The organism is Caulobacter sp. GSs2, from assembly GCF_058680895.1.
In genome coordinates, this window is record NZ_CM178725.1 from 519,056 (window position 1) to 543,554 (window position 24,499).

Below are 24,499 nucleotides of genomic sequence, written 5' to 3' on the forward strand. Positions count from 1 at the left end.
GTCCTCAACGGAATGCGTAAAGGGCGAAGCCAAGCAGGCCGGCGACGCCGAGCAGCATGACAAACGCATAGTGATAGACGTAACCGGTCTGGAGCTTGCCGGTCCGGCGGCCGACTTCGTAGCTTACGGCGCTGACGCCATCGGGCCCGAAGCCGTCGATGATCTTCTGGTCTCCGCCCTTCCAGAACAGGTCGCCGAGGAACTTGGCCGCGCGCACGAAGGTGGCTTGGTACAGCTCGTCGAAGAACCACTTGTTGTAGAAGAACACATAGAGCGGGCCGTTCCGGGCCGCGAGCTTGGCGCCCAGGCGCTCGTTGCCCTTGATCAGATAGATATAGGCCGCAACCAGAAGGCCGAGGATCGAAGCGATCAACGGGCTCCACTTCACCCACTCGGCCACTGCATGGGCTTCGTGCAGAACGTGGTTGGTCGGTGCGTTGTAGATGGCGCCGCGCCAGAACTCTTCCTGGTGGTGACCCACGAAGTAGTCGACGAACACGAAGCCGGCGAACACCGCGCCGAGCGACAATACGACCAGCGGGAACAGCATGATCAGCGGGCTCTCATGCGGCTTGTGATCATGGCCGTGACCATGGTCGTCATGCGCGTGGCCGTCATGGGCATGGGCGGCGTGAGCGTCGTGAGCGTGATGGTCGTCATGACCCCAGCGGGCCTTGCCGTTGAAGGTGAAGAAGGCCACGCGCCAAGAGTAGAATGACGTCAGGCCGGCGACCAGCAGGCCGATCACCCAGGCGAACATCGCGAAGGCGTTCTCGCCACCAGCGGCGAAGGCCGCCTCGATGATGGTGTCCTTCGAGTAGAAGCCGGCGAAGCCCAGGTGCAGCGGCGGGAAGCCGAGACCCGTGATGGCGATGGTGCCGATGGTCATGGCGATGAAGGTCACCGGCAGCAGTTTGGCCAGAGCGCCATACTTCCGCATGTCCTGTTCGTGATGCATGCCGTGGATCACCGAACCGGCGCCCAGGAACAGCAGCGCCTTGAAGAAGGCGTGGGTGAACAGGTGGAACATCGCCGCCTGATAGGCGCCGATACCGGCCGCAAAGAACATGTAGCCCAGTTGCGAACAGGTCGAATAGGCGATGACCCGCTTGATGTCGTTCTGGGTCAGGCCGACCGTGGCCGCGAACAGGGCCGTGACCGCGCCGATCACCGTGACGATGTTCTTGGCGACGGGCGCGTATTCAAACATCGGTGACAGCAGGCACAGCATGTAGACGCCGGCGGTGACCATGGTGGCCGCGTGGATCAGGGCCGAGACCGGGGTCGGGCCTTCCATGGCGTCCGGAAGCCAGGTGTGCAGGAAGAACTGCGCCGACTTGCCCATCGCGCCGATGAACAGCAGGAAGCAGGCGATATCCATCAGCGGCCAGCTGTGGCCGACGAACTCCCAGGTGCGACCGGCATTGGCGGCGATCTGCGGGAAGAGTTCGGCGAACTGGATCGTACCGAACGCCCAGTAGGTGGTCATGATGCCGAGGGCGAAGCCGAAATCGCCAACACGGTTGACCACGAACGCCTTGATCGCCGCAGCGCTGGCCGTGGGCTTCTTGAACCAGAAGCCGATCAGCAGATACGAGGCCAGGCCCACGCCTTCCCAGCCAAAGAACAACTGCATGAAGTCGGCGGCGGTGACCAGCGACAGCATGGCGAAGGTGAACAGCGACAGGTACGCGAAGAAGCGCGGCTTGCTGTCATCCTCGGCCATGTAGCCCCAGGAGTAGATGTGCACGAGGGCCGAGACCGTCGTCACCACGATCAGCATCACCGCCGACAGGGCGTCGATGCGGATCGACCAGTTGGAGATGAAGTCGCCGACGTGGATGAATGGCAGCAGGGTAACCGTGAAGGCCTCCATGTGCCCCCAGGTCCATTGGCTGAACACGTACCAGGACAGACCGCAGGCCAGCAGCAGAGCACCAGTGGTGATCGCTTGCGAGGCCACGTCGCCGATGCGACGGCCAAACAGGCCCGCCACGATCGCTGCGACCAGCGGGGCGAAGAGGATAATTGTGACTAGCGTCTGCATGATGTCGCTTAGCCCTTCATCATGCTGGCGTCGTCGACCGCGATGTCGCCGCGGTTTCGGAAGAAGGTGACGAGAATGGCCAGGCCGACGGCCGCCTCGGCGGCGGCGACGGTCAGCACGAACATCGCGAAGATCTGACCGACCACGTCGTGCAGATAGACCGAGAACGAGACCAGATTGATGTTCACAGCCAGCAGGATCAGCTCAATCGACATCAGGATGACGATGATGTTCTTGCGGTTCACGAAGATGCCGAACACGCCGATCGTGAACAGGATCGCGGCGACGACGAGATAGTGCAACAGGCCGATCATTCGGAGATCCCCTCACCCGGCTTGATCTGAACCAGTTCCATGCCGGTCTTGGGCGAACGGGCCACCTGCTTGCTGATATCCTGGCGCTTGACGCCCGGCTTGTGGCGCAAGGTCAGGACGATGGCGCCGATCATGGCCACCAGAAGCACCAGGCCCGCCAACTGGAAGAAGAAGGCGTAGTCTGTGTAGAGCACGCGCCCAATCGCCTCGGTGTTGCTCACGCCTTCCGGCGAGGCCATGGTCTCGGCGTTTTTGCCAGCGGCGCCGTTCGTGGCCACCGTTGCGGCGACGAAGATCATCTCCAGCGTCAGCACGCCCGCCACAAGCCCGCCGATCGGCAGGTACTGGGCAAAGCCCTTGCGCAGTTCCTCGAAGTCAACGTCGAGCATCATGACGACGAACAGGAACAGCACCGCGACCGCGCCGACATAGACGACGATCAGCAGCATCGCGAGGAACTCCGCGCCCAGCAGGACGAAGAGGCCGGCGGCCGAGAAAAAGGCGGTGATCAGGAAGAGCACCGAGTGCACGGGATTTCGCGCCGAGACGACGAGAAGACCCGCCGCCAGCGTTGTGAAAGCCAGCAAATAGAAAGCGATCGCCTGCAAGGCCATTGGCCCAGGTGCTCCCCTGAAAACTACATCCATGACGACAACGCCAAATGGCGCGCCGCCCCCTTAGGATTCGCCGCCCGTCTTTAGCGGTAGGGCGCGTCCAACTCCAGATTCTTCGCGATCAGGCGTTCCCAGCGGTCGCCGTTATCGAGAAGACGTTCTTTGTCGTAATAGAGCTCTTCGCGCGTCTCGGTCGCGTATTCGGTGTTCGGACCTTCCACGATGGCGTCCACCGGGCAGGCCTCCTGGCACAGGCCGCAGTAGATGCACTTGACCATGTCGATGTCGTAGCGGGTCGTGCGGCGGCTGCCGTCTTCGCGCGGTTCGGCCTCGATCGTGATCGCCTGGGCGGGGCAAATGGCCTCACACAGCTTGCACGCGATGCAGCGCTCCTCGCCCGACGGATAGCGACGCAGGGCGTGCTCGCCCCGGAAGCGCGGCGACTGCGGGTTGCGCTCGTTCGGATAGATGACGGTCTTCTTCGGCGCGACCATGTACTTCATGGCCAGGCCAAAGGCGTTGGCGAAGTCCAGAAGGGCCGCGCCCTTAATCGCCTGGGAAATGCGTTGCATCATGGCCGTCAATCACCCTTCGGAATGACGCAGGTGTAGTTTGAAAGCTGGGCGGGATCTCCCCCGTCCTGCTTGGCTTGCAGCACTCCGCCATCGGCCTTGCACTTGTCGCCGGCCCGGCGGAGTTCGTCATAGTTCACAACGCCGCGTCCCAGCGAATAGGACCTGTCCGACGCCATCGTGGCCGAACAGGCCGCGAGCGAGGCGAAGGTCAGGCCCATCAGGGCTATGGCGGCTTGGCGGTTCATCAGGCGCCGGGTCCAAACACACGCCAGGCGGCGACCAGAACGACCAGCACCAGCGAGGTCGGCAGGAACACCTTCCAGCCCAGGCGCATCAGTTGGTCGTAGCGGTAGCGGGGCACGATGGCCTTGGCCATGGCGATCATGAAGAACCAGAAGCAGATCTTGGCGAAGAACACCAAGGCCAGGAAGAAATTACCCCACCAGCCCCAGCTCACCAGGAAATCGGTCGGGAAACCGGGGTTCCAGCCGCCAAAGAACAGGACGCTGATCATCGCGCACATCAGGACGATGTTGGAATATTCGGCGACCATGAACAGCAGGTACGGGGTCGAGCTGTACTCGACCTGATAGCCGGCCACGAGTTCGGATTCGGCTTCCGGAAGGTCGAAAGGCGGGCGGTTGGTCTCGGCCAGGGCCGAGATGTAGAACATGCCCATCGCCATCACCATGACCGGCAGCAGAACGATGTTCTTGAGGCCGCCGCCAAAGACGTTCCAGTTCCAGAACCAGCCGGACTGCGCCTCGACAATGGTCGACAGGTTCATCGAGCCGGCCAGCAGGATCACCGTGATGATGATCAGGCCGATCGAGACTTCGTACGAAACCATCTGGGCCGCCGAGCGCAGCGCGCCCAGGAACGGGTACTTCGAGTTCGAAGCCCAGCCGCCCATGATGATGCCGTAGACACCCAGCGAGCTCATCGCCAGCAGGTACAGGATGCCGACGTTCAGGTTGGAGACCACCCAGCCCGGCGCGAACGGGATGGCCGCCCAGCCGACGAAGGCCAGAACCAGGCTCAGCAGCGGCGCCAGGATGAAGACCACCTTGTCGGCGCCGGCCGGAATGATGATTTCCTTCAGCACAAACTTGAAGAAGTCGGCGAAGGATTGCAGCAGGCCAAACGGTCCCACCACGTTGGGGCCCTTGCGCATCTGCACGCCGGCCCAGATCTTGCGGTCGGCCAGCAGCAGGAAGGCCAGGCTCAGCAGCACCCAGATCACGACCAGCAGAATCCCGCCGGTCGTCAGCAGGGTCCATGTCACCGCCGGATTGGAGAAGAAAGCGCTCATCGGCCTACTCCGCCGCGATCTTGGCGGCGCCGGAGACGACGGCCGCGCATTCGGCCATGGTCACGCTGGCGCGCGCGATGGGATTGGTCAGGTGGAAGGCCTTGATGGCGTTCTCGAACGGCGTGTCGGCCAGTTCGCCTGGACCGCCAACGGCTGCCAGGTCGAACACGGTCGGGATAGAGCCCGGCGCGAAATCGATCTGGCCGAAGGTCGGGTGGTCGGCGAACAGCTTGGCGCGCAGTTGGTCCAGACTGTCATACGGCAGCTTGTGGCCGAGAATCTCGGACAGGGCCCGCAGGATCGACCAGTCTTCCTTGGCCTCACCCTTCGGGAACACCGCCCGTTCGCCCATCTGGACGCGGCCTTCGGTGTTCACATAGAGGCCGTTCTTTTCGGTATAGGCCGCGCCCGGCAGGATGACATCGGCCTTGTGCGCGCCATTGTCGCCGTGGGTGCCCAGATAGATCTTGAAGGCGTCCGACGCGGCGGTCTCGCATTCGTCGGCGCCCAGCAGGAACAGCACATCAAGCGCGCCCGGCTTCAGCATCTCGCCGGCGGTCAGACCGCCCTCGCCCGGCACGAAGCCCAGGTCAAGACCGGCGACGCGGGCAGCGGCGGTGTGCAGGACGTTCCAGCCGTTCCAGCCGGCCTTCACGACGTTGAACGCCTTGGCCACGCCGGCGGCCGCCTTCAGCACGGCGGCGCCGTCAGCGCGGGTCAGAGCGCCCTGGCCGATGATGATGGCGGGACGCTCGGCATTCTTCAGGGCCGCGACGAAGTCGGACTTGCTCTTGGCCAGGCCCGACAGGGTCTTGGAGCCGGCGCCGAGATAGTCGTACTCGTAGGTCAGGTCGCCCTGCTCGCCGATCACGCCGATGCGGAGCTTGCCGGCGATCCACTGCTTGCGCAGGCGGGTGTTGAGCACCGGCGCCTCGACGCGCGGGTTCGTGCCGACCAGCAAGATGACGTCGGCGTTCTCGATCCCGGCGATCGTGGTGTTGAACAGCCAGCTCTCGCGCGGACCAGCGCCCAGCGCCACGCCGTCCTGGCGGGCGTCGAGGTTCTTCACGCCCAGAGCGGCGAAGAGGTCTTTGGTCGCCTTCAGGCTTTCAGCGTCCTGCAAATCGCCGGCGATGACGCCGATGCGGTCAGCGGAGGTTGCCTTGATCTTCTCGGCCACGGCCGCGAAGGCCTGGCCCCAGGTCGCCGGCTGCAGACGGCCGCCGACGCGAACGTAGGGACGGTCCAGACGTTGACGCTGCAGGCCATCGACGGCGTAGCGCGTCTTGTCGGAGATCCACTCCTCGTTGACGTCCTCGTTGACGCGCGGCAGCACGCGGAGCACCGCAGCGGCGCGGCTGTCGACGCGGATCGCCGAGCCCAGCGCGTCCATGACGTCGATGCTCTCGGTCTTCTTCAGTTCCCAGGGCCGCGCCTCAAAGGCGTAGGGCTTGGAGGTCAGGGCGCCGACCGGGCAGAGATCGATCACATTGGCCGACAGTTCCGACGTCACCGCCGCGCCCAGATAGGTCGTGATTTCAACGTCTTCGCCGCGCGAGATCAGGCCGATTTCCGGCGAACCGGCGACTTCGGTGATGAAGCGGACGCAGCGGGTGCACTGGATGCAGCGCGTCATCACGGTCTTGATGAGCGGGCCCATGGCCTTCTCTTCAACCGCGCGCTTGTTCTCTTCGTAACGGCTGTCGTCGCGGCCATAGCCCATGGCCTGGTCCTGCAGATCGCACTCGCCGCCCTGGTCGCAGATCGGGCAATCCAGCGGGTGGTTGATGAGCAGGAACTCCATCACCCCTTCGCGGGCCTTCTTGACCATCGGGGTCTTGGTGAAGATCTCCTGGCCCTCGGCGGCCGGCAGGGCGCACGACGCCTGCGGCTTCGGCGGACCAGGCTTCACCTCGACCAGACACATCCGGCAGTTGCCGGCGATGCTGAGACGCTCGTGATAGCAGAAGCGCGGGATCTCTTCCCCAGCCAGTTCCGCGACCTGCAGAACCGTCATGCCGGGTTCGAACTCGACCTCGACGCCGTTGACCTTGGCGATAGCCATGCTTGTTACTCCGCCGCGATCAGCTTGGCGCCCTGCACGTGCAGGCGACCGCTACGATAGGATGCGATCCGGTCCTCCACCTCGTGGCGGAAGTGACGGAACAGGCCCTGAATCGGCCAAGCGGCCGCGTCGCCCAGGGCGCAGATGGTGTGACCCTCAACCTGGGTCGTGACGTCCAGCAGGGTGTCGATCTCTTTGGGATCGGCCTCGCCGGTGACCATGCGTTCCATGACCCGCCACATCCAGCCGGTGCCTTCGCGACAGGGCGTGCACTGGCCGCAGCTCTCGTGCTTGTAGAAGTACGACAGGCGGGCGATGGCGCGGACGAGGTCAGTATCCTTGTCCATGACGATGACAGCCGCGGTGCCGAGACCCGAGCGCAGGGCGCGCAAGGCGTCGAAGTCCATGGGCAGATCTTCGCACTGTTCGGCGGGGATCATCGGCACGGACGAACCGCCCGGGATCACGGCCTTCAGGTTGCCCCAGCCGCCCCGGATGCCGCCGCAGTGATCCTCGATCAGCTGGCGGAACGGGATGCTCATGGCCTCTTCGACGTTGCAGGGCGTGTTCACATGCCCGCTGACGCAGAAGAGCTTTGTGCCGGTATTATTGGGACGGCCAAAGCCGGCGAACCAGGCCGCGCCGCGACGCAGAATGGTGCCGACGACAGCGATGCTCTCGACGTTGTTGACGGTCGTCGGCATGCCGTAGAGGCCCGCGCCGGCCGGGAACGGCGGCTTCAGGCGCGGTTGGCCCTTCTTGCCTTCCAGGCTCTCCAGCAGGGCCGTCTCTTCGCCGCAGATATAGGCGCCGGCGCCGTGGTGGACGTAGATGTCGAAGTCCCAGCCGTGGATATTGTTCTTGCCCACCAGCTTGGCCTCGTAGGCCTGCTTGATGGCGGCTTCCAGCACTTCGCGCTCACGGACATATTCGCCGCGAATATAGATGTAGCAGGCGTGGGCGAGCATGGCGCGCGAGGCGATCAGGCAGCCTTCGATCAGGAGGTGCGGGTCATGCCGCATGATCTCCCGGTCCTTGCAGGTGCCCGGCTCGGATTCGTCGGCGTTGACGACCAGATAGTGCGGACGACCGTCCTTCACTTCCTTGGGCATGAACGACCACTTCAGGCCGGTGCCGAAGCCCGCGCCGCCCCGGCCGCGCAGGCCGGAGTTCTTCATGTTGTCGATGATCCAGTCGCGCCCGGCGTCCAGGATGTCCTTGGTGCCATTCCAGCAGCCGCGCTTCTTCGCGCCTTCCAGGCCCCAATCATGGAGCCCGTAAAGGTTCGTGAAAATGCGGTCCTTGTCTTCGAGGATACCGACCATGACTCAGCTTTGCGGATCGAATGGATGGGCGCGCACATACCGCGTCCGACGAAGGATGACATAGGCGAAAAGCAGCCAACCGGCGGCAATCGTCACAAGACCCAGAACAACGGCCCATTCTGGCGCGCCAGCGATGACCCGGCCCCAGATCAGAAGCAGGGCGCCGAGCAGGCAAGCCACGAAGCCGATGCCGCGTTCGCGGCGTCCGAGGCCGCGAATCGTCTCGAGATAGGCCGCCTTGCGGGTATTGAAGTCGCTGTCGTCGATCATGACGAAGCCCCCTCTTCCCGCTTCACGGCGCGCATCCAGCCCAGAACGAACCAGATCTGCGCGCCCAGCCCTGCAGCGACCAGAACCAGGAAGGCCGGCAAAAGCCAACCGATACCCATGGCCACATGACCGACGATCGCCGCGCCGGCCAGCACGAAGCAGACCGCATCGATGGCGAGCATCGCGGTCAGTCGCTTCTTCTGGAGGACGGCGTCGGTGTTCATCAGGCAGTCGGCTCCGCCTTGGGAGCCTTGTTGGGCTTTTCGGGCAGGTTCGGGATCTTGATCTTCTTGGCCAGCGAGCCGTCGAAGAGCTTGGGATCGGTCAGGGTCTTGATCGAATCCTTGGGCTCCGACGCCTTGCGGCCGTCGTAGCTGCCCGGCTGCGGCGACTTGCCGGCGGCGAAGTCATCGAGAATCTGGGCCAGGCTCTCCGGCGTCAGGTCCTCGTAATAGTAGTCATTGATGGCGGCCATCGGCGCGTTGCAGCATGCGCCCAGGCACTCGACCTCTTCCCAGCTGAACTTGCCGTCTGCCGAGACGTGGTTGGCGTCACCAATCTTGTCCTTGAGCACCTTGCGCAGGTCCAGGGCGCCACGCAGCTGGCAGGGCGTGGTGCCGCACAGCTGCACGAAGGCGACCTTGCCGACCGGCTGCAGCTGGAACATCACGTAGAAGGTCGCGACTTCCAGCACCCGGATGACCGGCATTTCAAGCTGCCTGGCGATCTCCTGGATCGCGGGCTCAGGAATCCAGCCTTCCTGCTTCTGGGCCAGCCAGAGCATCGGGATCACCGCCGACTGCTTGCGCTCGGCGGGATATTTGGCTTTCCACCAGTCAGCCTTGGCCTGGCTCTCCTTGGAGAACGCAAAACTCGCGGGCTGTTCCTTGGCGAGACGACGAACGGACATGCGTCAGGCTTTCACGAAATCGACGCGAGCGATCTTGTCGCCGGCGAAGGTGTAGATGGCGGCGACCTCGAAAGGCGTCGCGTCGGGCGAACGGAAGACCCGCTCATGGTCGATGACCTTGTTGCCGATCACCACACGCGACAGCAGTTCGGCGCGGTTTTGCGGAAACTGGGCGAAAAGGCCGACATGCCGCTCGCGGAACGCTGAGACGCCATGCAGGTTGGGCTCGGCGTTCAGATCGGCGACCATCATGTCATCGGCGAAGTGCTGGCACAGCGCATCGACGTCCTGGGCGTTATAGGCGTCCAGCTGGCCTTGAACGGCGGCCTCGATCAACGGTCGATCTCCCCGAACACGATGTCCAGCGAGCCGAGGATGGCGGACACGTCGGCCAGCATGTGACCACGGTTCATCCAGTCCATAGCCGCCAGGTGCGGGAAGCCCGGAGCGCGGATCTTGCAGCGATAGGGCTTGTTGGTGCCGTCAGAGACCACGAACACGCCGAACTCGCCCTTGGGCGCCTCGACGCAGGCATAGACCTCGCCGGCTGGCGTGCGGAAGCCCTCGGTGTAGAGCTTGAAGTGATGGATCAGAGCTTCCATCGAGCGCTTCATCTCGGCGCGACGCGGCGGGCTGACCTTGTTGTCCTCGGTCATCACCGGGCCGGGCGTCTTGCGAAGCATCTCGCAGGCCTGGCGGATGATCTTCGCGGACTCACGCATCTCCTGCATGCGACACAGATAGCGATCGTAACAGTCGCCGTTCTTGCCCAGCGGGATATCGAACTCGAATTCGTTATAGCACTCGTAGGGCTGGCTGCGACGCAGATCCCAGGCGATGCCGGAACCCCGCACCATCACGCCGCTGAAACCCCACTCGATCGCCTGCTCGCGCGTCACGACGCCGATATCGACATTGCGCTGCTTGAAGATGCGGTTGCCGGTGATCAGCGTCTCGATGTCGTCGCATATCTTCGGGAACGCCTTTGCCCAGGTGTCGATGTCCTCGACAAGAGCGTCAGGCAGATCCTGGTGGACGCCACCCGGCCGGAAATAGTTGGAGTGCAGGCGAGCGCCGCAGGCACGCTCGTAGAACACCATCAGCTTTTCACGTTCCTCGAAGCCCCAGAGCGGCGGCGTGAGGGCTCCAACGTCCATGGCCTGGGTCGTCACGTTCAGAAGGTGACTGAGGACACGGCCGATTTCGGAATAAAGCACCCGAATGATCTGGCCACGCTTGGGAACATCGACACCAAGCAGTTTCTCGATGGCCAGGCAGAAGGCGTGCTCCTGATTCATCGGAGCCACATAATCGAGGCGGTCGAAATACGGGATGTTCTGGAGGTAGGTGCGCGCCTCCATCAGCTTCTCGGTGCCGCGATGCAGCAGGCCGATGTGCGGATCGACGCGTTCGACGACTTCGCCGTCCAGCTCCAGCACCAGGCGCAGCACGCCGTGCGCGGCCGGGTGTTGCGGGCCGAAATTGATGTTGAACTTGCGGACGGGCGTTTCCGGGATCATCGGAACCGCCGGTTCGTCACGGACGAGATCGGTCACCGCTGCGGGGGTATCTTGGCCGGTCATGATTCCTGGCCTTCCTTACGCTGCTCGATGCTGAGTGAAACAAGCAGTCCGGCGATCAGCAGGACGGCGCCCAGCAGTGTGATGATGGTGGTGGCGACATCCCAGGACTGAGAAATCGCGGCTTGCGACAGTGGCAGGGCCAGCAACACGGACGCCGCGCCCAGCAGCGCGCTGCGCAGCTCCGCGATTTCCATGCGCCGTAACCCGGCTCCAATCGCCAAAGTCATGACGGCGATCATGATCGCGATGCCCAGGCCCTTGTTCTGCTCCACCGAAATGATCGGCGCGCGCGTGAACCAGCCCGTCAGCCGCATGCCGATGGTCATCAGGAACGCGGTGGAAAATGTCACCAGAAAAAACGCGGTGGCGGAACGGAACGTCGGCCGGCGCAGACCCATGATCATGCATCCCCTGCTCTCTTCTCGGCCTTCTCGTCGCCAGGCAGGGCATACTTCGCGCCTTCCCAGGGGGAGAGGAAATCGAACGCACGGAACTCGGTAATCTTGACGGGTTCATAGACGACGCGCTTGAGCTCGTCGTCGTAGCGGACCTCGACATAACCCGTCATCGGGAAGTCCTTCCGCAGCGGATGGCCATGGAAGCCGTAGTCGGTCAGAATCCGGCGCAGGTCCGGATGGCCGTCGAAGAAGATGCCGTACATGTCGAACGCTTCACGTTCGAACCAGTTGGCCACTTCGAACACTGGGGTGATGGACGGGACCGGCGTGTCCTCGTCGGTCGAGACCTTCAGACGGATACGATGGTTCTTCACCATCGACAGCAGGTGGTAGACGACGTCGAAGCGTGCAGCACGCTCCGGATAGTCGACGCCGGCCAGATCGATCAGCTGGTGGAAACGGCAAGCAACATCGTCACGCAGGAAGATCAGCGTGTCGCAAACCGTCGCGGCGCGAGCCACGATGGTGAGTTCGCCGAAGGCCACCGAATGACCGAGCACGCCCGGGCAGCGCGCGACGATGTCCTGGCCGAGAAGTTCGAGAGCTTCGCTCATCGCTCGATGGTCCCCGTGCGACGGATCTTCTTTTGCAGCTGCAGCACGCCATAGACCAGAGCCTCGGCGGTCGGCGGGCAACCCGGGACATAGATGTCCACCGGCACCACCCGGTCGCAGCCGCGAACGACGCTGTAGCTGTAATAGTAGTAGCCGCCGCCATTGGCGCAGCTGCCCATCGAGATCACGTAGCGCGGCTCGGGCATCTGGTCGTAGACCTTGCGCAGAGCCGGAGCCATCTTGTTGGTCAGAGTACCCGCGACGATCATCACGTCGCTTTGACGCGGGCTGGCGCGCGGCGCGAAGCCATAGCGCTCGAGGTCATAACGCGGCATCGAAGCCTGCATCATTTCCACGGCGCAGCAGGCCAGGCCGAACGTCATCCACATCAGTGAGCCAGTCCGGGCCCAGGTGATAAGGTCATCGGCTGCGGCCGTGATGAAGCCTTTGTCGGCCAACTGACCCGAGACGCCGTCAAAGAACGGATCGTGCAACTTGGGATCATAGCCCTGCACCGTCGAGCGGCCAGCGGAGCCGGCCGGAATCAGGGGCGAGCTATTGGCGGGAACGATCACTCCCATTCGAGGGCGCCCTTCTTCCATTCGTAAATGAAGCCGACAGTCAGGACACCCAGGAAGGTCATCATCGACCAGAAGGCAAAGACCGCAGCTTCGTGCGGCAATTTCATCAGGCTGACGGCCCAGGGGAACAGGAACGCCACTTCCAGGTCAAAGATGATGAAGAGGATCGACACCAGGTAGAATCGAACGTCGAACTTCATGCGCGCATCGTCGAAGGCGTTGAAGCCACATTCGTAGGCGGACAGCTTTTCCGGGTCCGGCGCCTTGGGCGCGAGCACCGCAGCAGCGGCCAGGAAGGCGACACCGATGACGGTCGCGATCCCTAGAAAAATAACGATCGGCAGATACTGGAGAAGGAAGGCGTTCATGACAGCCCTTGGCTTGAATCGAGCGGGTTGTAGCCCATGCCCGCCGACGCTTCAAACGCCTGCGACACATTGAGAAACGGTCGCAACTGATCCCCATCCACAGCTTCGACGACATGGCCGTTGACACGAGTCCGCGCCCGACATATCAGACGCGCCTCGCCGAAGGGCGGGTCGCACTTTCGCTTCGGCGAAGGCCTAATGCGGATGTAGCTCAGTTGGTTAGAGCGCCGGCCTGTCACGCCGGAGGTCGCGGGTTCAAGTCCCGTCATTCGCGCCACCTTCCAAAGGTGGTTGTGCTTCCCTCTTAAGACGGCGAATACGGACGATTGTCGCGCCTTGGCGCACGACGCGGATGTAGCTCAGTTGGTTAGAGCGCCGGCCTGTCACGCCGGAGGTCGCGGGTTCAAGTCCCGTCATTCGCGCCACCGTCCGGCGCTTTCCCCTAAAATTCAAGTTTTGGATCCAATCGGTCACCCATTTTGGGTCCTCTGATCGCAAAGACTTGAGCTTGCCGCGATCCGGCACGATGTAGGGTCGATGGCCAAAGCTTCCGTTCCCGCGTTTTCCGTTCTCGACCTGGCGCCTGTGCCGATGGGCTCAACCGTTGGCGACGCGCTCCGCAACAGCCTCGACCTAGCCAGGCACGCAGAGAAGCTGGGCTTTCACCGCTACTGGCTGGCCGAACATCACAACATGCCGGGAATCGCCAGCGCCGCGACGGCCGTGGCCATCGGCTATGTCGCCTCCGGTACCTCGACGATTCGGGTCGGGTCGGGGGGAATCATGCTGCCAAACCACGCACCCCTGATGGTCGCGGAGGCGTTCGGCACCCTGGCCGCACTCTATCCTGGCCGCATAGATCTGGGTCTGGGCCGCGCGCCTGGCACCGATCAGGCCACCATGAGGGCCCTGCGTCGCTACATGGGCGCTGTTGATTCGTTCGCCCAGGACGTTGTGGAGCTTCAGGCCTGGTTCCAGCCGGCGACGCCGGACCAAGCCGTGCGCGCAGTCCCGGGCGAGGGGCAGGACGTTCCGCTCTGGCTGCTGGGCTCCAGCACCTACAGCGCTCAGTTGGCGGCCGCCCTGGGCCTTCCCTTCGCCTTTGCCGCCCACTTCGCGCCGGACCAGCTCATGGACGCGGTCACCTTGTACCGCCGTCACTTCAAACCATCCGCCGCCCTCGCCTCGCCCTACCTCATGGTCTGTATCGGCGTATGCGCGGCCGAGACTGACGATGAGGCAAGACGACTGGCATCATCCACGCAGCAGCAGTTTCTGGCGCTGCGCAGAGGCCGGCCTGGCCTTCTGCCGCCTCCCGTTGACGATATCACCCAGATCGCCTCGCCGGCGGAGCTCGCAGGCCTTGAGCATACTTTCCGCTATTCGGCCGTCGGCTCGCCCGAAACGGTGCGGGGCAAGATCAAAGCGGTCCTGGACCTGACCGGCGCCGATGAGCTGATGGCGGCCTCGCAGATCCATGATCACGCCGCACGGGTTCGCAGTTACGAAATACTGGCAAGCGTTCGCCGTCAGCCAAGCGTGTAGCTCCCCTTGCCTTGCTCACGACAACAAGAAGGCGCGCGGATGGGCCGCAGCGCGGCTCTACTGTTCCGCCACGCCATTCAGAGCCGCGTACAGGTCGCTGGGCACGACAGGCTTTTCGATCATGCCGTTCATTCCAGCGCTGCGGCACGCCTCTATGTCCTGGGCCGAAACCGCGCCGCTGACGGCGATGACCGGCGTCTGACGATTCAGCCCGGAAGCGCGCAACCGTCGGGTCGCCTCCAGACCATCCACGCCCGGCATCCGCACATCCATCAGGATCGCGTCGAAGAGCCTCACATGGGCCGCTTCAAGCGCCGCCTCCGCATCATCGGCCGTCTCCACCTGCGCGCCGAACGCTTCGAGCATTCCGCGCAAGGCGCGCCTGTTAATGTCATGGTCGTCGACCACCAGGATCCGCAACAGCTGCGTGTGCGGGATCAGAGAAGGCGCGTCTGACAGGTCGACGGCCGGCGGCGCAGCGCCCTGCGGCGCGGGCAGCGTCAGGGTAAAGCGAGCGCCGCCGCCGGCATCGCTCTCCGCCGTCAGGGTTCCGCCCATCAACCGCGCCAGATCGCGGCTGATCGTCAGTCCCAGACCCGTGCCGCCAAAAGCCCGCGCCGTGCCGACACCGAGCTGGTCATAGGCGCTGAACAGGCGATTGATCTGGTCCGGCGTCAGACCGGGGCCCGTGTCGATGACCTCGATCATCACCTTCCGCCCGTCAGGTCGCTCATGGAGGGTGAGAGCCAGGGTGACGCCCCCCTCGGCCGTGAACTTGATGGCGTTGGACAGCAGGTTGTTGAGGATCTGTCGCAGCCGCATCGGATCGCCCCGCACCCAGTTGGGCCGGGTCTGGATCCCTTTCAGTTCCAGCTTGATGCCCTTGGCGCGGGCTTCGCCACGCCACAGCAGCACGCTGTCGTCTACCAGGGCTGCCAAATCATAGTCGACGATCTCGACACCCATGCGACCCGCCTCGATCTTGGAATAGTCGAGCAGGTCGTTGAGGAGGGTCTTCATCATGTCGCCGGCGTCGGCGATCAGTCTGGCTGCGCCACGATCCGCCCCGTTCTGCCGCTCCAGCATAGCGGCGCCGTTGAGCAGGGCGTTGATCGGCGTGCGCAGCTCATGGCTGACCATGGCCACGAAAGCCGACTTGGCGGCGGTTTGCGCCTCGGCCGCCAGACGCGCCGATCGCTCGGCCTGCATGGCGCGCTGCGACCATGTAAAGACCATAGCCAGAACCAGACTCAACAGACCCGCACCAATGAGGAAGTAGGGTGTAACCGGGTCCCTCGTGGATCCGCCAACGAAGGGGAGAATGAAGAGATAGGCCATATGCGGCGCCACAGCCGAAAGGAACGCCGCGAAGCAGCCCTCGGCCCCCATTAGCGCCGTGAGAATGGAGCCTGAGATGAGCAACGTGGCCGCTGCCGCTGCGGCTGGCGTGCCTATCTGCCAAAGCGGAATCGCCACCCAGCCAAAGACCGTCGCCATAAGCAGGTCGGTCGCCAGGTTGCAGACGACCGTCGAGGCCGGATTGGAAGATGTCAGGAAACGTCGGAGCGCCAGCAGTTCCGCGATCTGCGCGAAGACGTAGGCCGCCGTCCAACCGATGAGAAAGCCAAATCCAGGCCGCCAGGCCATCGAGGCGCACAGCACCAAAATTACGAAAACCCGTAAGGGAACCTGGCTGCGACGGGATACCGCGGCCGGCCGATAGACGACCGCCAGATTTTCCCAGTAACGCGCCAAATTCGCCCCCTGCTCACAGCTCCGCTCGACCTCGCTCCCCCCAAAGCGAACCCTGGCCCAGACCACCTGCAATCGCTTCTACTAAGCGGAACAACCGATAGCAGAACCGTTTCGCATACCTATGACCGTCTCTTATCCCGCAGCTTCAACCTTGCTCATTTTGGGTTGAGAAACCCTGTGAGCGTCCAGCTTGGGCTTAGGCGTCGGGCTTGGCCGCTCGTCGCACTTCGACGACCCGAACACGCGCGCCGTCCAGCACCAGCGCCAGTTCGCCGCGTTTGATTTTGAGGGCGTCGGCCCCGAAAGCCTCACGACGCCACCCAGCGAGGGCAGGCGTGTTGGCGTTATCATCGGCGGCTATCTTTTCAAGGTCTGAGACCGTGGCGATCAGCTTAGACGCCACGCCGGCTTCTTCGGCGCGGGCCTTGAGCAGAACCTTCAGCAGCTCAACGACGGCGCCGGCCGAGGCGGGCGGCGGCGGGCCGGGCTTTTCAAGCACCGGTGCATAGCCTTCAGGATCGGCCAGGGCGGCCTTGATGGCCGCCAGCAGGTCAGGGCCAAACTTGCTACCGCCAAAGCCCTTGGGCACGCCACGCAGAGTGTTGAGGGCATCGACAGTGGTCGGGGCCTGGGTGGCCAGTTCGTCGATGGCCTCGTCCTTCAGGATCCGGCCGCGGGGCTGATCGCGTTGCTGAGCGGTGCGCTCGCGCCAGGCCGCCACGGCCTTGAACACGGCCAGATATTTCTGCGCTGTCTTGCGCGGACGCAGCCGGCGCCAGGCCTTTTCCGGATCGACGTCATAAAACGCCGGATCGCATAGGGCCTGCATCTCTTCCTCGACCCACGGCAGGCGGTCGGCGTCGGCCAGCCGCTGACGCAGCATCGGAAACAGCGAGGCGAGATGAGTGACATCCGCCAGGGCGTAGGTCAGCTGGGCTTCCGACAGCGGGCGACGGGCCCAATCGGTGAACCGGCTGGACTTGTCGAGCTCGATCTTGAGCATCTGTCGGACCAGCGCGTCATAGGCGATCTGCTCGCCAAAGCCTGCGGCCATGCCGGCGACCTGGGTATCGAACAATGGCCGGGGCATGGCGCCCAGGTTGTTGAAGATTTCGACGTCCTGCCGGGCAGCGTGGAACACCTTGAGCACGCGCTCGTCGCGCATGAGATCCAGCAGCGGCGTCATGTCCAGACCGTCCGCAAGCGGATCGATCACGGCCTCGACATTAGGCGCGCCAACCTGGATCAAGCAGAGCTTGGGCCAATAGGTCGTCTCGCGCATGAACTCGGTGTCCACGGCGACAAAGGGCTGGCCCTGCAACGCGTTACAAAACGCCGCCAGTTCGGCGGTAGTGGTTATCGGCTTCATCGGCTGCTAATAGCCTCGCGCACCCCCGAGTCTGCAAGCGTCAAGCATGGTCGGGGTGCAGATTTCCGCGAGTTGAAGGCGCAATTGCGTCCCCAAATAGACCAGAGCGAGCGAATGAGCGATCTGCCCAACGGCCTCACCTACGCCCAGGCGGGCGTCGACATCGATGCCGGCAACGCCCTGGTCGAGGCGATCAAGCCCCTGGCCAAGGCCACCCGGCGCCCTGGGGCGGATGGCGGCCTGGGGGGCTTCGGCGCCCTGTTCGACCTTAAGGCGGCGGGCTATTCGGACCCTCTGCTGGTCTCCACCACCGACGGCGTCGGCACCAAGCTGCGAATCGCCATCGACGCCAAGATGCATGCCACCGTCGGGATCGACCTGGTGGCCATGTGCGTCAACGACCTTCTGGCCCAGGGCGCCGAGCCCCTGTTGTTCCTCGACTATTTCGCCACCGGCAAGCTTGATCTGGAGACCGCCACCAGCGTGGTCGCCGGCATCGCCGAAGGCTGCAAAATGGCCGGCGCGGCCCTGGTGGGCGGCGAAACCGCCGAAATGCCGGGCATGTACAGCGACGGCGAATACGATCTGGCCGGCTTCTCGGTCGGCGCGGTCGAGCGCGACGGCGTGCTGCCCAAGCTGGACAGGCAACGGGCCGGCGACATCATTGTCGGCATCGGCTCCTCGGGGCCGCACTCTAACGGCTATTCACTGGTTCGCCGCGTGGTCGAGCGTTCGGGTCTGGCCTGGGACGCCCCCGCGCCCTTCGCGCCGGGGCTCACACTGGCCGAGGCCCTGATGGCCCCGACCCGCATCTATGTGAAGTCGATCCTGCCCCTGCTGCAGTCCGGGCGCGTGAAAGGTGGGGCGCACATCACCGGCGGCGGCCTGATTGAGAACCCGCCGCGCTGCATCGCGGCTGGCCTGGTCCCCGAGTTCGACTGGAACGCCTGGCCGTTGCCGCCGGTGTTTGCGTGGCTGCAAGAAGTGGGCGGCATTTCCGACCACGAACTGCGCCGCACCTTCAATTGCGGCGTCGGCTTCATCCTGGTGGTCGCTTCCAGCGACGCAGAACCGGTGCTGGCCGCCCTGCTCAACGCCGGCGAGGACGCCTTCATCTGCGGCCAGCTGGTCGCGGGCTAATGCCGCAGAAGACCAAGGTCGCCGTCCTGATCTCGGGCCGGGGCTCCAACATGGAGGCCCTGGTCCGCGCCGCTCAGGCCGAGGACTGTCCCTTCGAGATCAGCCTGGTCCTGGCCAACAAGCCTGACGCCGGTGGGCTTGAAACCGCGCAGGCGGCCGGGATCGAGGCGCGGTGCGTCGACCAGAGGCCGTTCGGCAAGGACCGCGAGGCCCACGAGCGCGCCATCGACACGGCCCTGCGCGAGCGCGGGATCCAGGTCATCGCCCTGGCCGGCTATATGCGCATCCTGACGCCCTTCCTGGTCGACGCCTGGGAGGGCCGAATGCTGAACATCCACCCTTCCCTGCTGCCCAAATATCCGGGCCTCGACACCCACGGCCGCGCCATCGCCGCCGGCGACGCCGAGGCCGGCTGCACGGTGCATCTGGTCACGGCGGGCGTCGACGAAGGCCCCGTGCTCGGCCAGGCCCGCGTGCCGGTGCTGCCGGGCGACGACGAGCACGCCCTGAGCCTGCGGGTGCTTGAGCAGGAACACCGGCTCTATCCAGAGACCCTGGCGGCCTTCTGCCGGGACCTAGGCTAGGCGCTTTTCCTCGACGTGCCGGGCCACGGCCAGCCCCGCGACGACCAGGGCCGCGCCCCACAGCGCCAGCACGCCGAACTTCAGATAGGCCGCCGCGCCCAGCGCGCCCCCCAGGGTCAGCCCCGCCCACAGCAGCACGAACGGGCGCCAGGCCCAGCGGTCGCCTCCTGTCAGGGCCGCCGCGATCCGCTGGCCGGCCTTGACCAGAGCGCCGGTCATGTAGGTCAGACCCACCCCGACATCGCCATTGCGCTGGAAGACCGCGTTCTCGGCCCCCATGGCCAGCACCATGGCCGCGACGCCCGGGCCGTCCAGCCCCGCCATGATCAGCCCCGCCGCGCAGGCCAGCAGGACGGCCTCCAGCGCCATGACCATGGCCCGCCGATCCTCACCCGCCCGCCGCGCGACCAGGGCGCCCAGCACGACTCCCGCCACGAACAGCGCGATCAGCGTCAAGGCCGTCAGGGCCGCACCGACATGGCCGGTGGCCAACCCGACCCCGAGACGGGTCGAGTTGCCGCTCATGAACGAGACAAAGAAGCCGCCCAGCTTGAGGAAACCGATGGCGTCGACATAGCCAGCCACGCCGGAAAGCACGGCGGCAAGCGCCACGTCGCGTCGGCCATAGTCCTTCACCAGGGGTCTCCAGAGGCGGCAGGTTTCGGATCGTCACCGATCTGACAGCCCCGTGTCATTCGAAAACGCCCGAATGGCCCGGCGAGACCAATTGTCGCGTTCGAAAGAAATAACCATCTCGGGTCAGGGTCCTGTCACTATTCATCCGCAAATTGCCCCCATGGAATCGCTGCTGCCCCAACTGACCGAAACGATCGCCCAGAACAGCCACTGGGCTGGGCTGGTCCTGTTCGTCCTGACCCTGCTGGAAGCCCTTCTGCTGGTCGGGCTGCTGATCCCGATCGTCGGGGTTATGGTGATGGCGGGCGCGCTGGTCGCTCAAGGCGTCCTGCACCCGGCCGAGGCCATCCTGTGGTGCAGCGCCGGCGCGATCATCGGTGACGCTATCTCCTTCCTGCTGGGTCGCGGACTGGGCGCGCGCAGGCTGGCCAGCGGCCTGCTGGCGGGACATCGCCGCCTGTTCGCCCGCGCACGCCTGCTGTCGCGCCGCCATGGCGTGATCGCCATCGCCGCCGCGCGCTTCATGGGTCCGGTTCGCCCCTTCATCCCCATAGTGGCCGGCATGTCGCGCTCGCGCCCCTGGGCCTTTCAGGCCGCCAGCGCGGTGACGGCCCCGCTGTGGGTGATCTCGATGCTGGCGCCCGGCTATCTGGCCGCCCGCAACCTGCACATGCTGACCTCCGATCCCGTCGCCGGGGTCGCCTTCGCGGCCGGTGCGGCGGTTCTGGTAATCGCGGGCTACATCGCCTGGAAGCGGCTGACCCCTGTGTCGGCGCGCACCGCCCGACTGGCCGTCTGAAAACCAAAAGGCCTGAGCTTCCCGGCGCGTTTCTCGCTTAAGGCGCTTCAGGACGCCGACAGGGCGTCCGCGCGGGTGAAGACGATCATCACACGCATCCCGCCGCCGGGCTCGGCCCCAACCTCGACCCTGGCCCTAGCGTTCTGACGCAGGGACTGGACGATCATGTTGCTGAGCTTGCCAGGCCTGGGCCAGACGTAGCCCTCCGGCAGCCCCAGGCCATCGTCCGACACGACCACCCGACACCCCTCTTCATCGACCAGACTGTGCAGGGTGATGGTCCCCCCATCACGCCCCTTGAAGGCGTGTTTGAGGGCATTGGTCAGCAGTTCGTTGACGACCAGGCCGGTCGGCATCGCCACATTGATCGAGACGGGCCATGTATCGACCTGAAGATTGAGGTGAATGCCCTCCACCGCATGAGCCCGCATGACGGCAGAGGCGATCTCGCTGAGATAGACGCCCAGATCGACGGTCTCGGCCTGGCTCTCTTCGGACAGCGAGCGATAGAGCAGGCCCAGGGCCTCGACGCGCCCGGCTAACCGGCTGAACCGTTCGTCCTTGGCCTCTTCAGGCACGTTGCGGGCTTCGATCCGGATCAGGGCCGTGATCATCTGCAGATTGTTGGCCACACGGTGCTGCAGTTCGCGAAGCAGGACGTCCTTGTCGAGGATGCGCTGCTCGAACTCGCTGCGATCGGCGTCACGACTGGTCGCGCCGACCAGGGCGAGCATGCGAAACACCGGAGCGCCGGCATTGTCCTGGATAATGTTCGACCAGGCGTCGACGGCCTCGACCCCCTGATTGTGGGCAAAGGAGAAGACGCCGATATAGTCCTGATCATCGACGATCGCGTCGCTCAGCGCGCCATCATCGTTCGCGTTCGCCGACCGTCCGAGCAGCGCTCTCCACGACTGGCCCTCCAGATCCGCGCCCGTCTGACCGCTCAGGCGTTCGAACTCGACATTGGCGTAGACGATGCGCTCCATCGGATGCAGTTCCGACACCGCGATGGCGATCGGCACCTGGTCGAGAAACTGTCGGAAGCCGTCGCTATCCAGCACGCTGGCCAGATCAGGGGTATTGAGCAGCTGATCAACCTGCTCGCCGTTTTCGGTCATGGAATATGGACTCCGCCCTTGCGGTCTCCAGACGACGCCGGGGGAGCGAAAGGCGGCCTGTATACGCTGAATAGGCGGGCCAGGCATAAGAAAAGCGGCGTGACCATAGGCCACGCCGCTTCTCAAGATCTATTTGAACCGGCGAAGCTCGCCGGTCTGAAAACCTTTAGCCGACGATGTCTTCGTCCTTGAAGAACTGGGCGATCTCGATCGCGGCGTTCTCCAGGCTGTCCGAGCCGTGGACCGAATTTTCGCCGATCGACAGGGCGAACAGCTTGCGGATGGTGCCTTCGGCGGCGTCCTTCGGGTTGGTGGCGCCCATGACGTCGCGGTACTTGGCCACGGCGCCTTCGGCTTCCAGGACCTGCACGACAACCGGCTCGGCGATCATCTGGCCGACCAGTTCGCCGTAGAACGGACGCTCGGCGTGGACTTCGTAGAACTTCTTGGCTTGGGCTTCCGTCAGCTTGACGCGGCGCTGGGCGACGATGCGCAGGCCGGCGGCCTCGATCACCGCATTGATGGCGCCGGTCAGGTTGCGACGCGTGGCGTCCGGCTTGAGGATCGAGAAGGTGCGTTCGGTCACGAAGATATCTCACACATAAAGTTGTGAATTGGGGAGCTGCGGGCTTATAGCCGGGCGCTTCCTCCCCGCCAACCCGCCGCGTAGTCGTCCTTTCAAATGCTCCAGATCAAAGACCTGACCTTCAACGCCTGGGGACGGAAGTTCTTCGACCACGCCAGCGTCAGCCTGCCGCCCGGCGCCAAGGTGGGCCTGATCGGCCGCAACGGCGTGGGCAAGTCCACCCTGTTCAAGCTGATCCTCGGCCAACTGCATGCCAGCGACGACGAGATCAGCCTGCCCAAGTCCGCGCGCATCGGCTCGGTGGACCAGGAACACCCCGCAACGCCTGTCAGTCTGCTCGACACGGTGCTGGAGGCCGACGAGGAGCGCCACAGCCTGCTGACGCGCCTTGAGACGGCCGATCCAGAAGAAATGGGCGAGATCTGGAGCCGTCTGATCGAAATCGACTCCGATGCGGCGCCGGCCAAGGCCTCTGAAATCCTGTCGGGCCTGGGCTTCAGCCAAGAAGACCTCGCACGGCCAATGGCCGAGTTCTCAGGTGGTTGGCGGATGCGCGTGGCTTTGGCTGCGGCCCTGTTCGCCGAGCCCGACATGCTGCTGCTGGACGAACCGACCAACTATCTCGACCTGGAAGGCGCCCTGTGGCTGGAGGCGCGCCTCCAGAAATATCCGCACACCGCCCTGATCGTCAGCCACGACCGCGAGCTGCTCAACAACAGCTGTACGCACATGCTGCACCTGGCCGGCGGCAAGCTGGAACTCTACACCGGCGGCTACGACGATTTCGAAAAGCGCCGCGCCGAGAAGGCCCGCCTGCAACTTTCCGCCAAGGCCAAGCAGGACGCCGAGCGCGCCCACCTGCAGTCCTTCGTTGACCGCTTCAAGGCCAAGGCCTCCAAGGCCGCCCAGGCCCAGTCGCGCATGAAGCGTCTGGCCAAGATGGAGCCGGTGGCGACCACGATCGAGGAGCGCGTCGCGCCCTTCACCCTGCCCTCGCCGCCGCGCCCCCTGCCACCCCCGCTGATCCGGCTGGAGCGGGCCAATGTCGGCTACGAAGAGGGTCGCCCGATCCTCAAGAACCTCAACCTGCGCATGGACCTGGACGACCGCATCGGTCTGCTGGGCGTCAACGGCGCCGGCAAGTCGACCTTCGCCAAGATGATCGCCGGCGCCCTGGGCGTGCAGTCGGGCGAATTCCACCGCGACCGCAAGATGAAGGTCGGCTGGTTCCACCAGCACCAGATCGAGGCGATGGACCCCGAAGACACCCCGCTGGAGATCATCCGTCGGGCTATGCCGGACGCCTCGGAATCCTCGCGCCGCTCGAAACTGGCCCAGTTTGGCCTGAACTTCGACAAGCAGGAGACCACGGTCGCCAACCTGTCGGGCGGCGAGAGGGCGCGCCTGCTGCTGAACATGGTGGCCATGGACGCGCCGCACATGCTGATCCTCGATGAGCCGACCAACCACCTGGACATCGACAGCCGCCGCGCTCTGCTGGACGCCCTCAACGACTATGAGGGGGCAGTGATCCTGATCACCCACGACCGCTCGCTGATGGAACTGGTCGCCGACCGCCTGTGGCTGGCCGCCGACGGCACGGTGAAGCCCTTCGACGGCGACATGGACGACTACGCCAAGTTCGTGCTGGACCGCGCCAAGCAGTCGGTGAAGCCGACCCAGGTGGCGCGCGAGCCGGCCAAGGCCGAAACGCCCGCCGCCGCGCCGCGCAAGACCGTCGCCATCGAGCCTCTGAAGCGGAAGATCGAAGCCGCCGAGCAGGTGGTCACTCGCACCACCCGCCAGGTGGTCGAGCTTGAAACCCAACTTGCTGACCCGCAGATCTACAAGAACCCGACCAAGGTCGCGGAACTGACAAAGCGCCGTGACTCCGCCCAGGCCAAGCTGCAAGACGCCGAGGCAACGTGGATGGGCTTGGCTGAAGAGCTGTCGGCGGCCGAGGCCTAGAGCCGTCTGTCCTGAATGTC

At 64.5% G+C, this 24,499-nt stretch carries 27 protein-coding genes and 2 tRNA genes; 7 read left to right on the forward strand and 22 right to left on the reverse strand.

Annotation, left to right across the window (positions count from 1 at the left end; all coding sequences use genetic code 11):
- Positions 1-4 precede the first annotated feature (4 nt).
- From nuoL to ACW17Z_RS02520, 17 genes are all read right to left on the reverse strand, one after another.
- Positions 5-2,047: an NADH-quinone oxidoreductase subunit L gene (nuoL, locus tag ACW17Z_RS02440; RefSeq protein ID WP_492057446.1), complete on the reverse strand. Its 2,043-nt coding sequence runs from the start codon at positions 2,045-2,047 to the stop codon at positions 5-7.
- 8 nt (positions 2,048-2,055) lie between these two features.
- Positions 2,056-2,361 carry an NADH-quinone oxidoreductase subunit NuoK gene (gene nuoK / locus ACW17Z_RS02445; protein WP_419255227.1) on the reverse strand — a complete coding sequence of 102 codons (306 nt, stop codon included), beginning with the start codon at positions 2,359-2,361 and terminating at the stop codon, positions 2,056-2,058.
- The gene (locus tag ACW17Z_RS02450; RefSeq protein WP_419317200.1) at positions 2,358-2,975 is read right to left on the reverse strand and encodes an NADH-quinone oxidoreductase subunit J; all 618 of its coding nucleotides are present in this window, start codon (positions 2,973-2,975) and stop codon (positions 2,358-2,360) included. Before ACW17Z_RS02450 ends, nuoK begins: the two co-directional genes overlap by 4 nt.
- Before the next feature lie 83 nt (positions 2,976-3,058).
- Positions 3,059-3,550, reverse strand: a complete 492-nt coding sequence (gene nuoI, locus ACW17Z_RS02455; protein WP_419317201.1) for an NADH-quinone oxidoreductase subunit NuoI — start codon at positions 3,548-3,550, stop codon at positions 3,059-3,061.
- 5 nt (positions 3,551-3,555) lie between these two features.
- Complete coding sequence (locus ACW17Z_RS02460; RefSeq protein ID WP_378109168.1) at positions 3,556-3,768, reverse strand: hypothetical protein; 213 nt, start codon at positions 3,766-3,768, stop codon at positions 3,556-3,558.
- 26 nt (positions 3,769-3,794) lie between these two features.
- On the reverse strand, positions 3,795-4,862 hold the full coding sequence (gene nuoH / locus ACW17Z_RS02465; RefSeq protein WP_419317202.1) for an NADH-quinone oxidoreductase subunit NuoH: 1,068 nt from the start codon (positions 4,860-4,862) through the stop codon (positions 3,795-3,797).
- A 4-nt stretch (positions 4,863-4,866) separates the two neighbouring features.
- Positions 4,867-6,927, reverse strand: coding sequence for an NADH-quinone oxidoreductase subunit NuoG (nuoG, locus tag ACW17Z_RS02470; RefSeq protein WP_492057447.1), 2,061 nt, complete (start codon positions 6,925-6,927; stop codon positions 4,867-4,869).
- Between the two features lie 5 nt (positions 6,928-6,932).
- Positions 6,933-8,252, reverse strand: coding sequence for an NADH-quinone oxidoreductase subunit NuoF (nuoF, locus tag ACW17Z_RS02475; protein WP_492057448.1), 1,320 nt, complete (start codon positions 8,250-8,252; stop codon positions 6,933-6,935).
- Between the two features lie 3 nt (positions 8,253-8,255).
- Positions 8,256-8,522: a hypothetical protein gene (locus ACW17Z_RS02480; RefSeq protein ID WP_419317205.1), complete on the reverse strand. Its 267-nt coding sequence runs from the start codon at positions 8,520-8,522 to the stop codon at positions 8,256-8,258.
- On the reverse strand, positions 8,519-8,746 hold the full coding sequence (locus ACW17Z_RS02485; RefSeq protein WP_419255219.1) for a hypothetical protein: 228 nt from the start codon (positions 8,744-8,746) through the stop codon (positions 8,519-8,521). Before ACW17Z_RS02485 ends, ACW17Z_RS02480 begins: the two co-directional genes overlap by 4 nt.
- The gene (gene nuoE, locus ACW17Z_RS02490) at positions 8,746-9,432 is read right to left on the reverse strand and encodes an NADH-quinone oxidoreductase subunit NuoE (protein WP_492057449.1); all 687 of its coding nucleotides are present in this window, start codon (positions 9,430-9,432) and stop codon (positions 8,746-8,748) included. Before nuoE ends, ACW17Z_RS02485 begins: the two co-directional genes overlap by 1 nt.
- A 3-nt stretch (positions 9,433-9,435) precedes the next feature.
- Positions 9,436-9,768 (reverse strand): nuclear transport factor 2 family protein, encoded by a 333-nt coding sequence (locus ACW17Z_RS02495; protein WP_419317207.1) that lies wholly within the window; start codon positions 9,766-9,768, stop codon positions 9,436-9,438.
- Positions 9,765-11,015, reverse strand: coding sequence for an NADH-quinone oxidoreductase subunit D (locus ACW17Z_RS02500; RefSeq protein ID WP_419317208.1), 1,251 nt, complete (start codon positions 11,013-11,015; stop codon positions 9,765-9,767). Before ACW17Z_RS02500 ends, ACW17Z_RS02495 begins: the two co-directional genes overlap by 4 nt.
- Entirely contained in the window at positions 11,012-11,413 is a 402-nt protein-coding gene (locus ACW17Z_RS02505) for a hypothetical protein (RefSeq protein WP_419321464.1), read from the reverse strand. Before ACW17Z_RS02505 ends, ACW17Z_RS02500 begins: the two co-directional genes overlap by 4 nt.
- Before the next feature lie 2 nt (positions 11,414-11,415).
- Entirely contained in the window at positions 11,416-12,027 is a 612-nt protein-coding gene (locus tag ACW17Z_RS02510) for an NADH-quinone oxidoreductase subunit C (protein WP_492057450.1), read from the reverse strand.
- Positions 12,024-12,629, reverse strand: a complete 606-nt coding sequence (locus tag ACW17Z_RS02515; RefSeq protein ID WP_419317210.1) for a NuoB/complex I 20 kDa subunit family protein — start codon at positions 12,627-12,629, stop codon at positions 12,024-12,026. The genes ACW17Z_RS02510 and ACW17Z_RS02515 overlap by 4 nt, the downstream gene beginning before the upstream one ends.
- The gene (locus ACW17Z_RS02520; protein ID WP_419317211.1) at positions 12,599-12,976 is read right to left on the reverse strand and encodes an NADH-quinone oxidoreductase subunit A; all 378 of its coding nucleotides are present in this window, start codon (positions 12,974-12,976) and stop codon (positions 12,599-12,601) included. Before ACW17Z_RS02520 ends, ACW17Z_RS02515 begins: the two co-directional genes overlap by 31 nt.
- Positions 12,977-13,176: 200 nt before the next feature.
- Here ACW17Z_RS02520 and ACW17Z_RS02525 point away from each other — a divergent pair.
- The 3 genes from ACW17Z_RS02525 to ACW17Z_RS02535 all read left to right on the forward strand — a co-directional run bounded on the left by ACW17Z_RS02525 (position 13,177) and on the right by ACW17Z_RS02535 (position 14,521).
- Positions 13,177-13,253: transfer RNA gene (locus tag ACW17Z_RS02525), tRNA-Asp, on the forward strand.
- Positions 13,254-13,324: 71 nt separating this feature from the next.
- Positions 13,325-13,401: transfer RNA gene (locus ACW17Z_RS02530), tRNA-Asp, on the forward strand.
- A gap of 112 nt (positions 13,402-13,513) precedes the next feature.
- Entirely contained in the window at positions 13,514-14,521 is a 1,008-nt protein-coding gene (locus ACW17Z_RS02535) for an LLM class flavin-dependent oxidoreductase (RefSeq protein ID WP_492057451.1), read from the forward strand.
- Between the two features lie 57 nt (positions 14,522-14,578).
- Here ACW17Z_RS02535 and ACW17Z_RS02540 read toward each other — a convergent pair whose 3' ends face one another.
- Together ACW17Z_RS02540 and rnd are read right to left on the reverse strand one after the other, a co-directional pair.
- Positions 14,579-16,276, reverse strand: a complete 1,698-nt coding sequence (locus ACW17Z_RS02540) for an ATP-binding protein (RefSeq protein WP_492057452.1) — start codon at positions 16,274-16,276, stop codon at positions 14,579-14,581.
- A gap of 196 nt (positions 16,277-16,472) precedes the next feature.
- Entirely contained in the window at positions 16,473-17,645 is a 1,173-nt protein-coding gene (rnd, locus tag ACW17Z_RS02545; protein ID WP_419317214.1) for a ribonuclease D, read from the reverse strand.
- 114 nt (positions 17,646-17,759) lie between these two features.
- On the opposite strand from rnd, the gene purM reads away from it, so the two are divergent.
- Together purM and purN are read left to right on the forward strand one after the other, a co-directional pair.
- Positions 17,760-18,785 (forward strand): phosphoribosylformylglycinamidine cyclo-ligase, encoded by a 1,026-nt coding sequence (gene purM, locus ACW17Z_RS02550; RefSeq protein WP_492057453.1) that lies wholly within the window; start codon positions 17,760-17,762, stop codon positions 18,783-18,785.
- The gene (purN, locus tag ACW17Z_RS02555; RefSeq protein ID WP_492057454.1) at positions 18,785-19,369 is read left to right on the forward strand and encodes a phosphoribosylglycinamide formyltransferase; all 585 of its coding nucleotides are present in this window, start codon (positions 18,785-18,787) and stop codon (positions 19,367-19,369) included. Before purM ends, purN begins: the two co-directional genes overlap by 1 nt.
- Here the strand turns inward: purN and ACW17Z_RS02560 are convergent.
- On the reverse strand, positions 19,361-20,005 hold the full coding sequence (locus ACW17Z_RS02560) for a YoaK family protein (protein WP_419317217.1): 645 nt from the start codon (positions 20,003-20,005) through the stop codon (positions 19,361-19,363). The two genes, purN and ACW17Z_RS02560, sit on opposite strands and share 9 nt — an antisense overlap.
- A 160-nt stretch (positions 20,006-20,165) precedes the next feature.
- Here ACW17Z_RS02560 and ACW17Z_RS02565 point away from each other — a divergent pair, with 160 nt between their 5' ends.
- Positions 20,166-20,804 (forward strand): DedA family protein, encoded by a 639-nt coding sequence (locus ACW17Z_RS02565; protein ID WP_492057455.1) that lies wholly within the window; start codon positions 20,166-20,168, stop codon positions 20,802-20,804.
- Positions 20,805-20,851: 47 nt separating this feature from the next.
- Here the strand turns inward: ACW17Z_RS02565 and ACW17Z_RS02570 are convergent, their stop codons facing one another.
- Together ACW17Z_RS02570 and ndk are read right to left on the reverse strand one after the other, a co-directional pair.
- Complete coding sequence (locus ACW17Z_RS02570; protein WP_492057456.1) at positions 20,852-21,925, reverse strand: sensor histidine kinase; 1,074 nt, start codon at positions 21,923-21,925, stop codon at positions 20,852-20,854.
- A 166-nt stretch (positions 21,926-22,091) separates the two neighbouring features.
- Complete coding sequence (ndk, locus tag ACW17Z_RS02575; protein ID WP_419317220.1) at positions 22,092-22,511, reverse strand: nucleoside-diphosphate kinase; 420 nt, start codon at positions 22,509-22,511, stop codon at positions 22,092-22,094.
- Positions 22,512-22,607: 96 nt separating this feature from the next.
- On the opposite strand from ndk, the gene ACW17Z_RS02580 reads away from it, so the two are divergent.
- Positions 22,608-24,479, forward strand: a complete 1,872-nt coding sequence (locus ACW17Z_RS02580; protein WP_492057457.1) for an ABC-F family ATP-binding cassette domain-containing protein — start codon at positions 22,608-22,610, stop codon at positions 24,477-24,479.
- Positions 24,480-24,499: the final 20 nt, after the last annotated feature.

Excerpts from the sequence above, each read along its gene's own strand:
- purM (WP_492057453.1), top strand. The coding sequence starts at position 17,760 with ATGAGCGATCTGCCCAACGGCCTCACCTACGCCCAGGCGGGCGTCGAC.
- ACW17Z_RS02500 (WP_419317208.1), bottom strand. The coding sequence starts at position 11,015 with ATGACCGGCCAAGATACCCCCGCAGCGGTGACCGATCTCGTCCGTGAC.
- ACW17Z_RS02505 (WP_419321464.1), bottom strand. The coding sequence starts at position 11,413 with ATGGGTCTGCGCCGGCCGACGTTCCGTTCCGCCACCGCGTTTTTTCTG.
- ACW17Z_RS02510 (WP_492057450.1), bottom strand. The coding sequence starts at position 12,027 with ATGAGCGAAGCTCTCGAACTTCTCGGCCAGGACATCGTCGCGCGCTGC.
- purN (WP_492057454.1), top strand. The coding sequence starts at position 18,785 with ATGCCGCAGAAGACCAAGGTCGCCGTCCTGATCTCGGGCCGGGGCTCC.
- rnd (WP_419317214.1), bottom strand. The coding sequence starts at position 17,645 with ATGAAGCCGATAACCACTACCGCCGAACTGGCGGCGTTTTGTAACGCG.
- ACW17Z_RS02570 (WP_492057456.1), bottom strand. The coding sequence starts at position 21,925 with ATGACCGAAAACGGCGAGCAGGTTGATCAGCTGCTCAATACCCCTGAT.
- nuoE (WP_492057449.1), bottom strand. The coding sequence starts at position 9,432 with ATGTCCGTTCGTCGTCTCGCCAAGGAACAGCCCGCGAGTTTTGCGTTC.
- nuoH (WP_419317202.1), bottom strand. The coding sequence starts at position 4,862 with ATGAGCGCTTTCTTCTCCAATCCGGCGGTGACATGGACCCTGCTGACG.
- ACW17Z_RS02535 (WP_492057451.1), top strand. The coding sequence starts at position 13,514 with ATGGCCAAAGCTTCCGTTCCCGCGTTTTCCGTTCTCGACCTGGCGCCT.
- nuoG (WP_492057447.1), bottom strand. The coding sequence starts at position 6,927 with ATGGCTATCGCCAAGGTCAACGGCGTCGAGGTCGAGTTCGAACCCGGC.
- nuoL (WP_492057446.1), bottom strand. The coding sequence starts at position 2,047 with ATGCAGACGCTAGTCACAATTATCCTCTTCGCCCCGCTGGTCGCAGCG.
- ACW17Z_RS02480 (WP_419317205.1), bottom strand. The coding sequence starts at position 8,522 with ATGATCGACGACAGCGACTTCAATACCCGCAAGGCGGCCTATCTCGAG.
- nuoK (WP_419255227.1), bottom strand. The coding sequence starts at position 2,361 with ATGATCGGCCTGTTGCACTATCTCGTCGTCGCCGCGATCCTGTTCACG.
- ACW17Z_RS02515 (WP_419317210.1), bottom strand. The coding sequence starts at position 12,629 with ATGGAAGAAGGGCGCCCTCGAATGGGAGTGATCGTTCCCGCCAATAGC.
- ACW17Z_RS02485 (WP_419255219.1), bottom strand. The coding sequence starts at position 8,746 with ATGAACACCGACGCCGTCCTCCAGAAGAAGCGACTGACCGCGATGCTC.
- nuoF (WP_492057448.1), bottom strand. The coding sequence starts at position 8,252 with ATGGTCGGTATCCTCGAAGACAAGGACCGCATTTTCACGAACCTTTAC.
- ACW17Z_RS02450 (WP_419317200.1), bottom strand. The coding sequence starts at position 2,975 with ATGGCCTTGCAGGCGATCGCTTTCTATTTGCTGGCTTTCACAACGCTG.
- ACW17Z_RS02580 (WP_492057457.1), top strand. The coding sequence starts at position 22,608 with ATGCTCCAGATCAAAGACCTGACCTTCAACGCCTGGGGACGGAAGTTC.
- ACW17Z_RS02460 (WP_378109168.1), bottom strand. The coding sequence starts at position 3,768 with ATGGGCCTGACCTTCGCCTCGCTCGCGGCCTGTTCGGCCACGATGGCG.
- ACW17Z_RS02565 (WP_492057455.1), top strand. The coding sequence starts at position 20,166 with ATGGAATCGCTGCTGCCCCAACTGACCGAAACGATCGCCCAGAACAGC.
- ACW17Z_RS02520 (WP_419317211.1), bottom strand. The coding sequence starts at position 12,976 with ATGAACGCCTTCCTTCTCCAGTATCTGCCGATCGTTATTTTTCTAGGG.
- nuoI (WP_419317201.1), bottom strand. The coding sequence starts at position 3,550 with ATGATGCAACGCATTTCCCAGGCGATTAAGGGCGCGGCCCTTCTGGAC.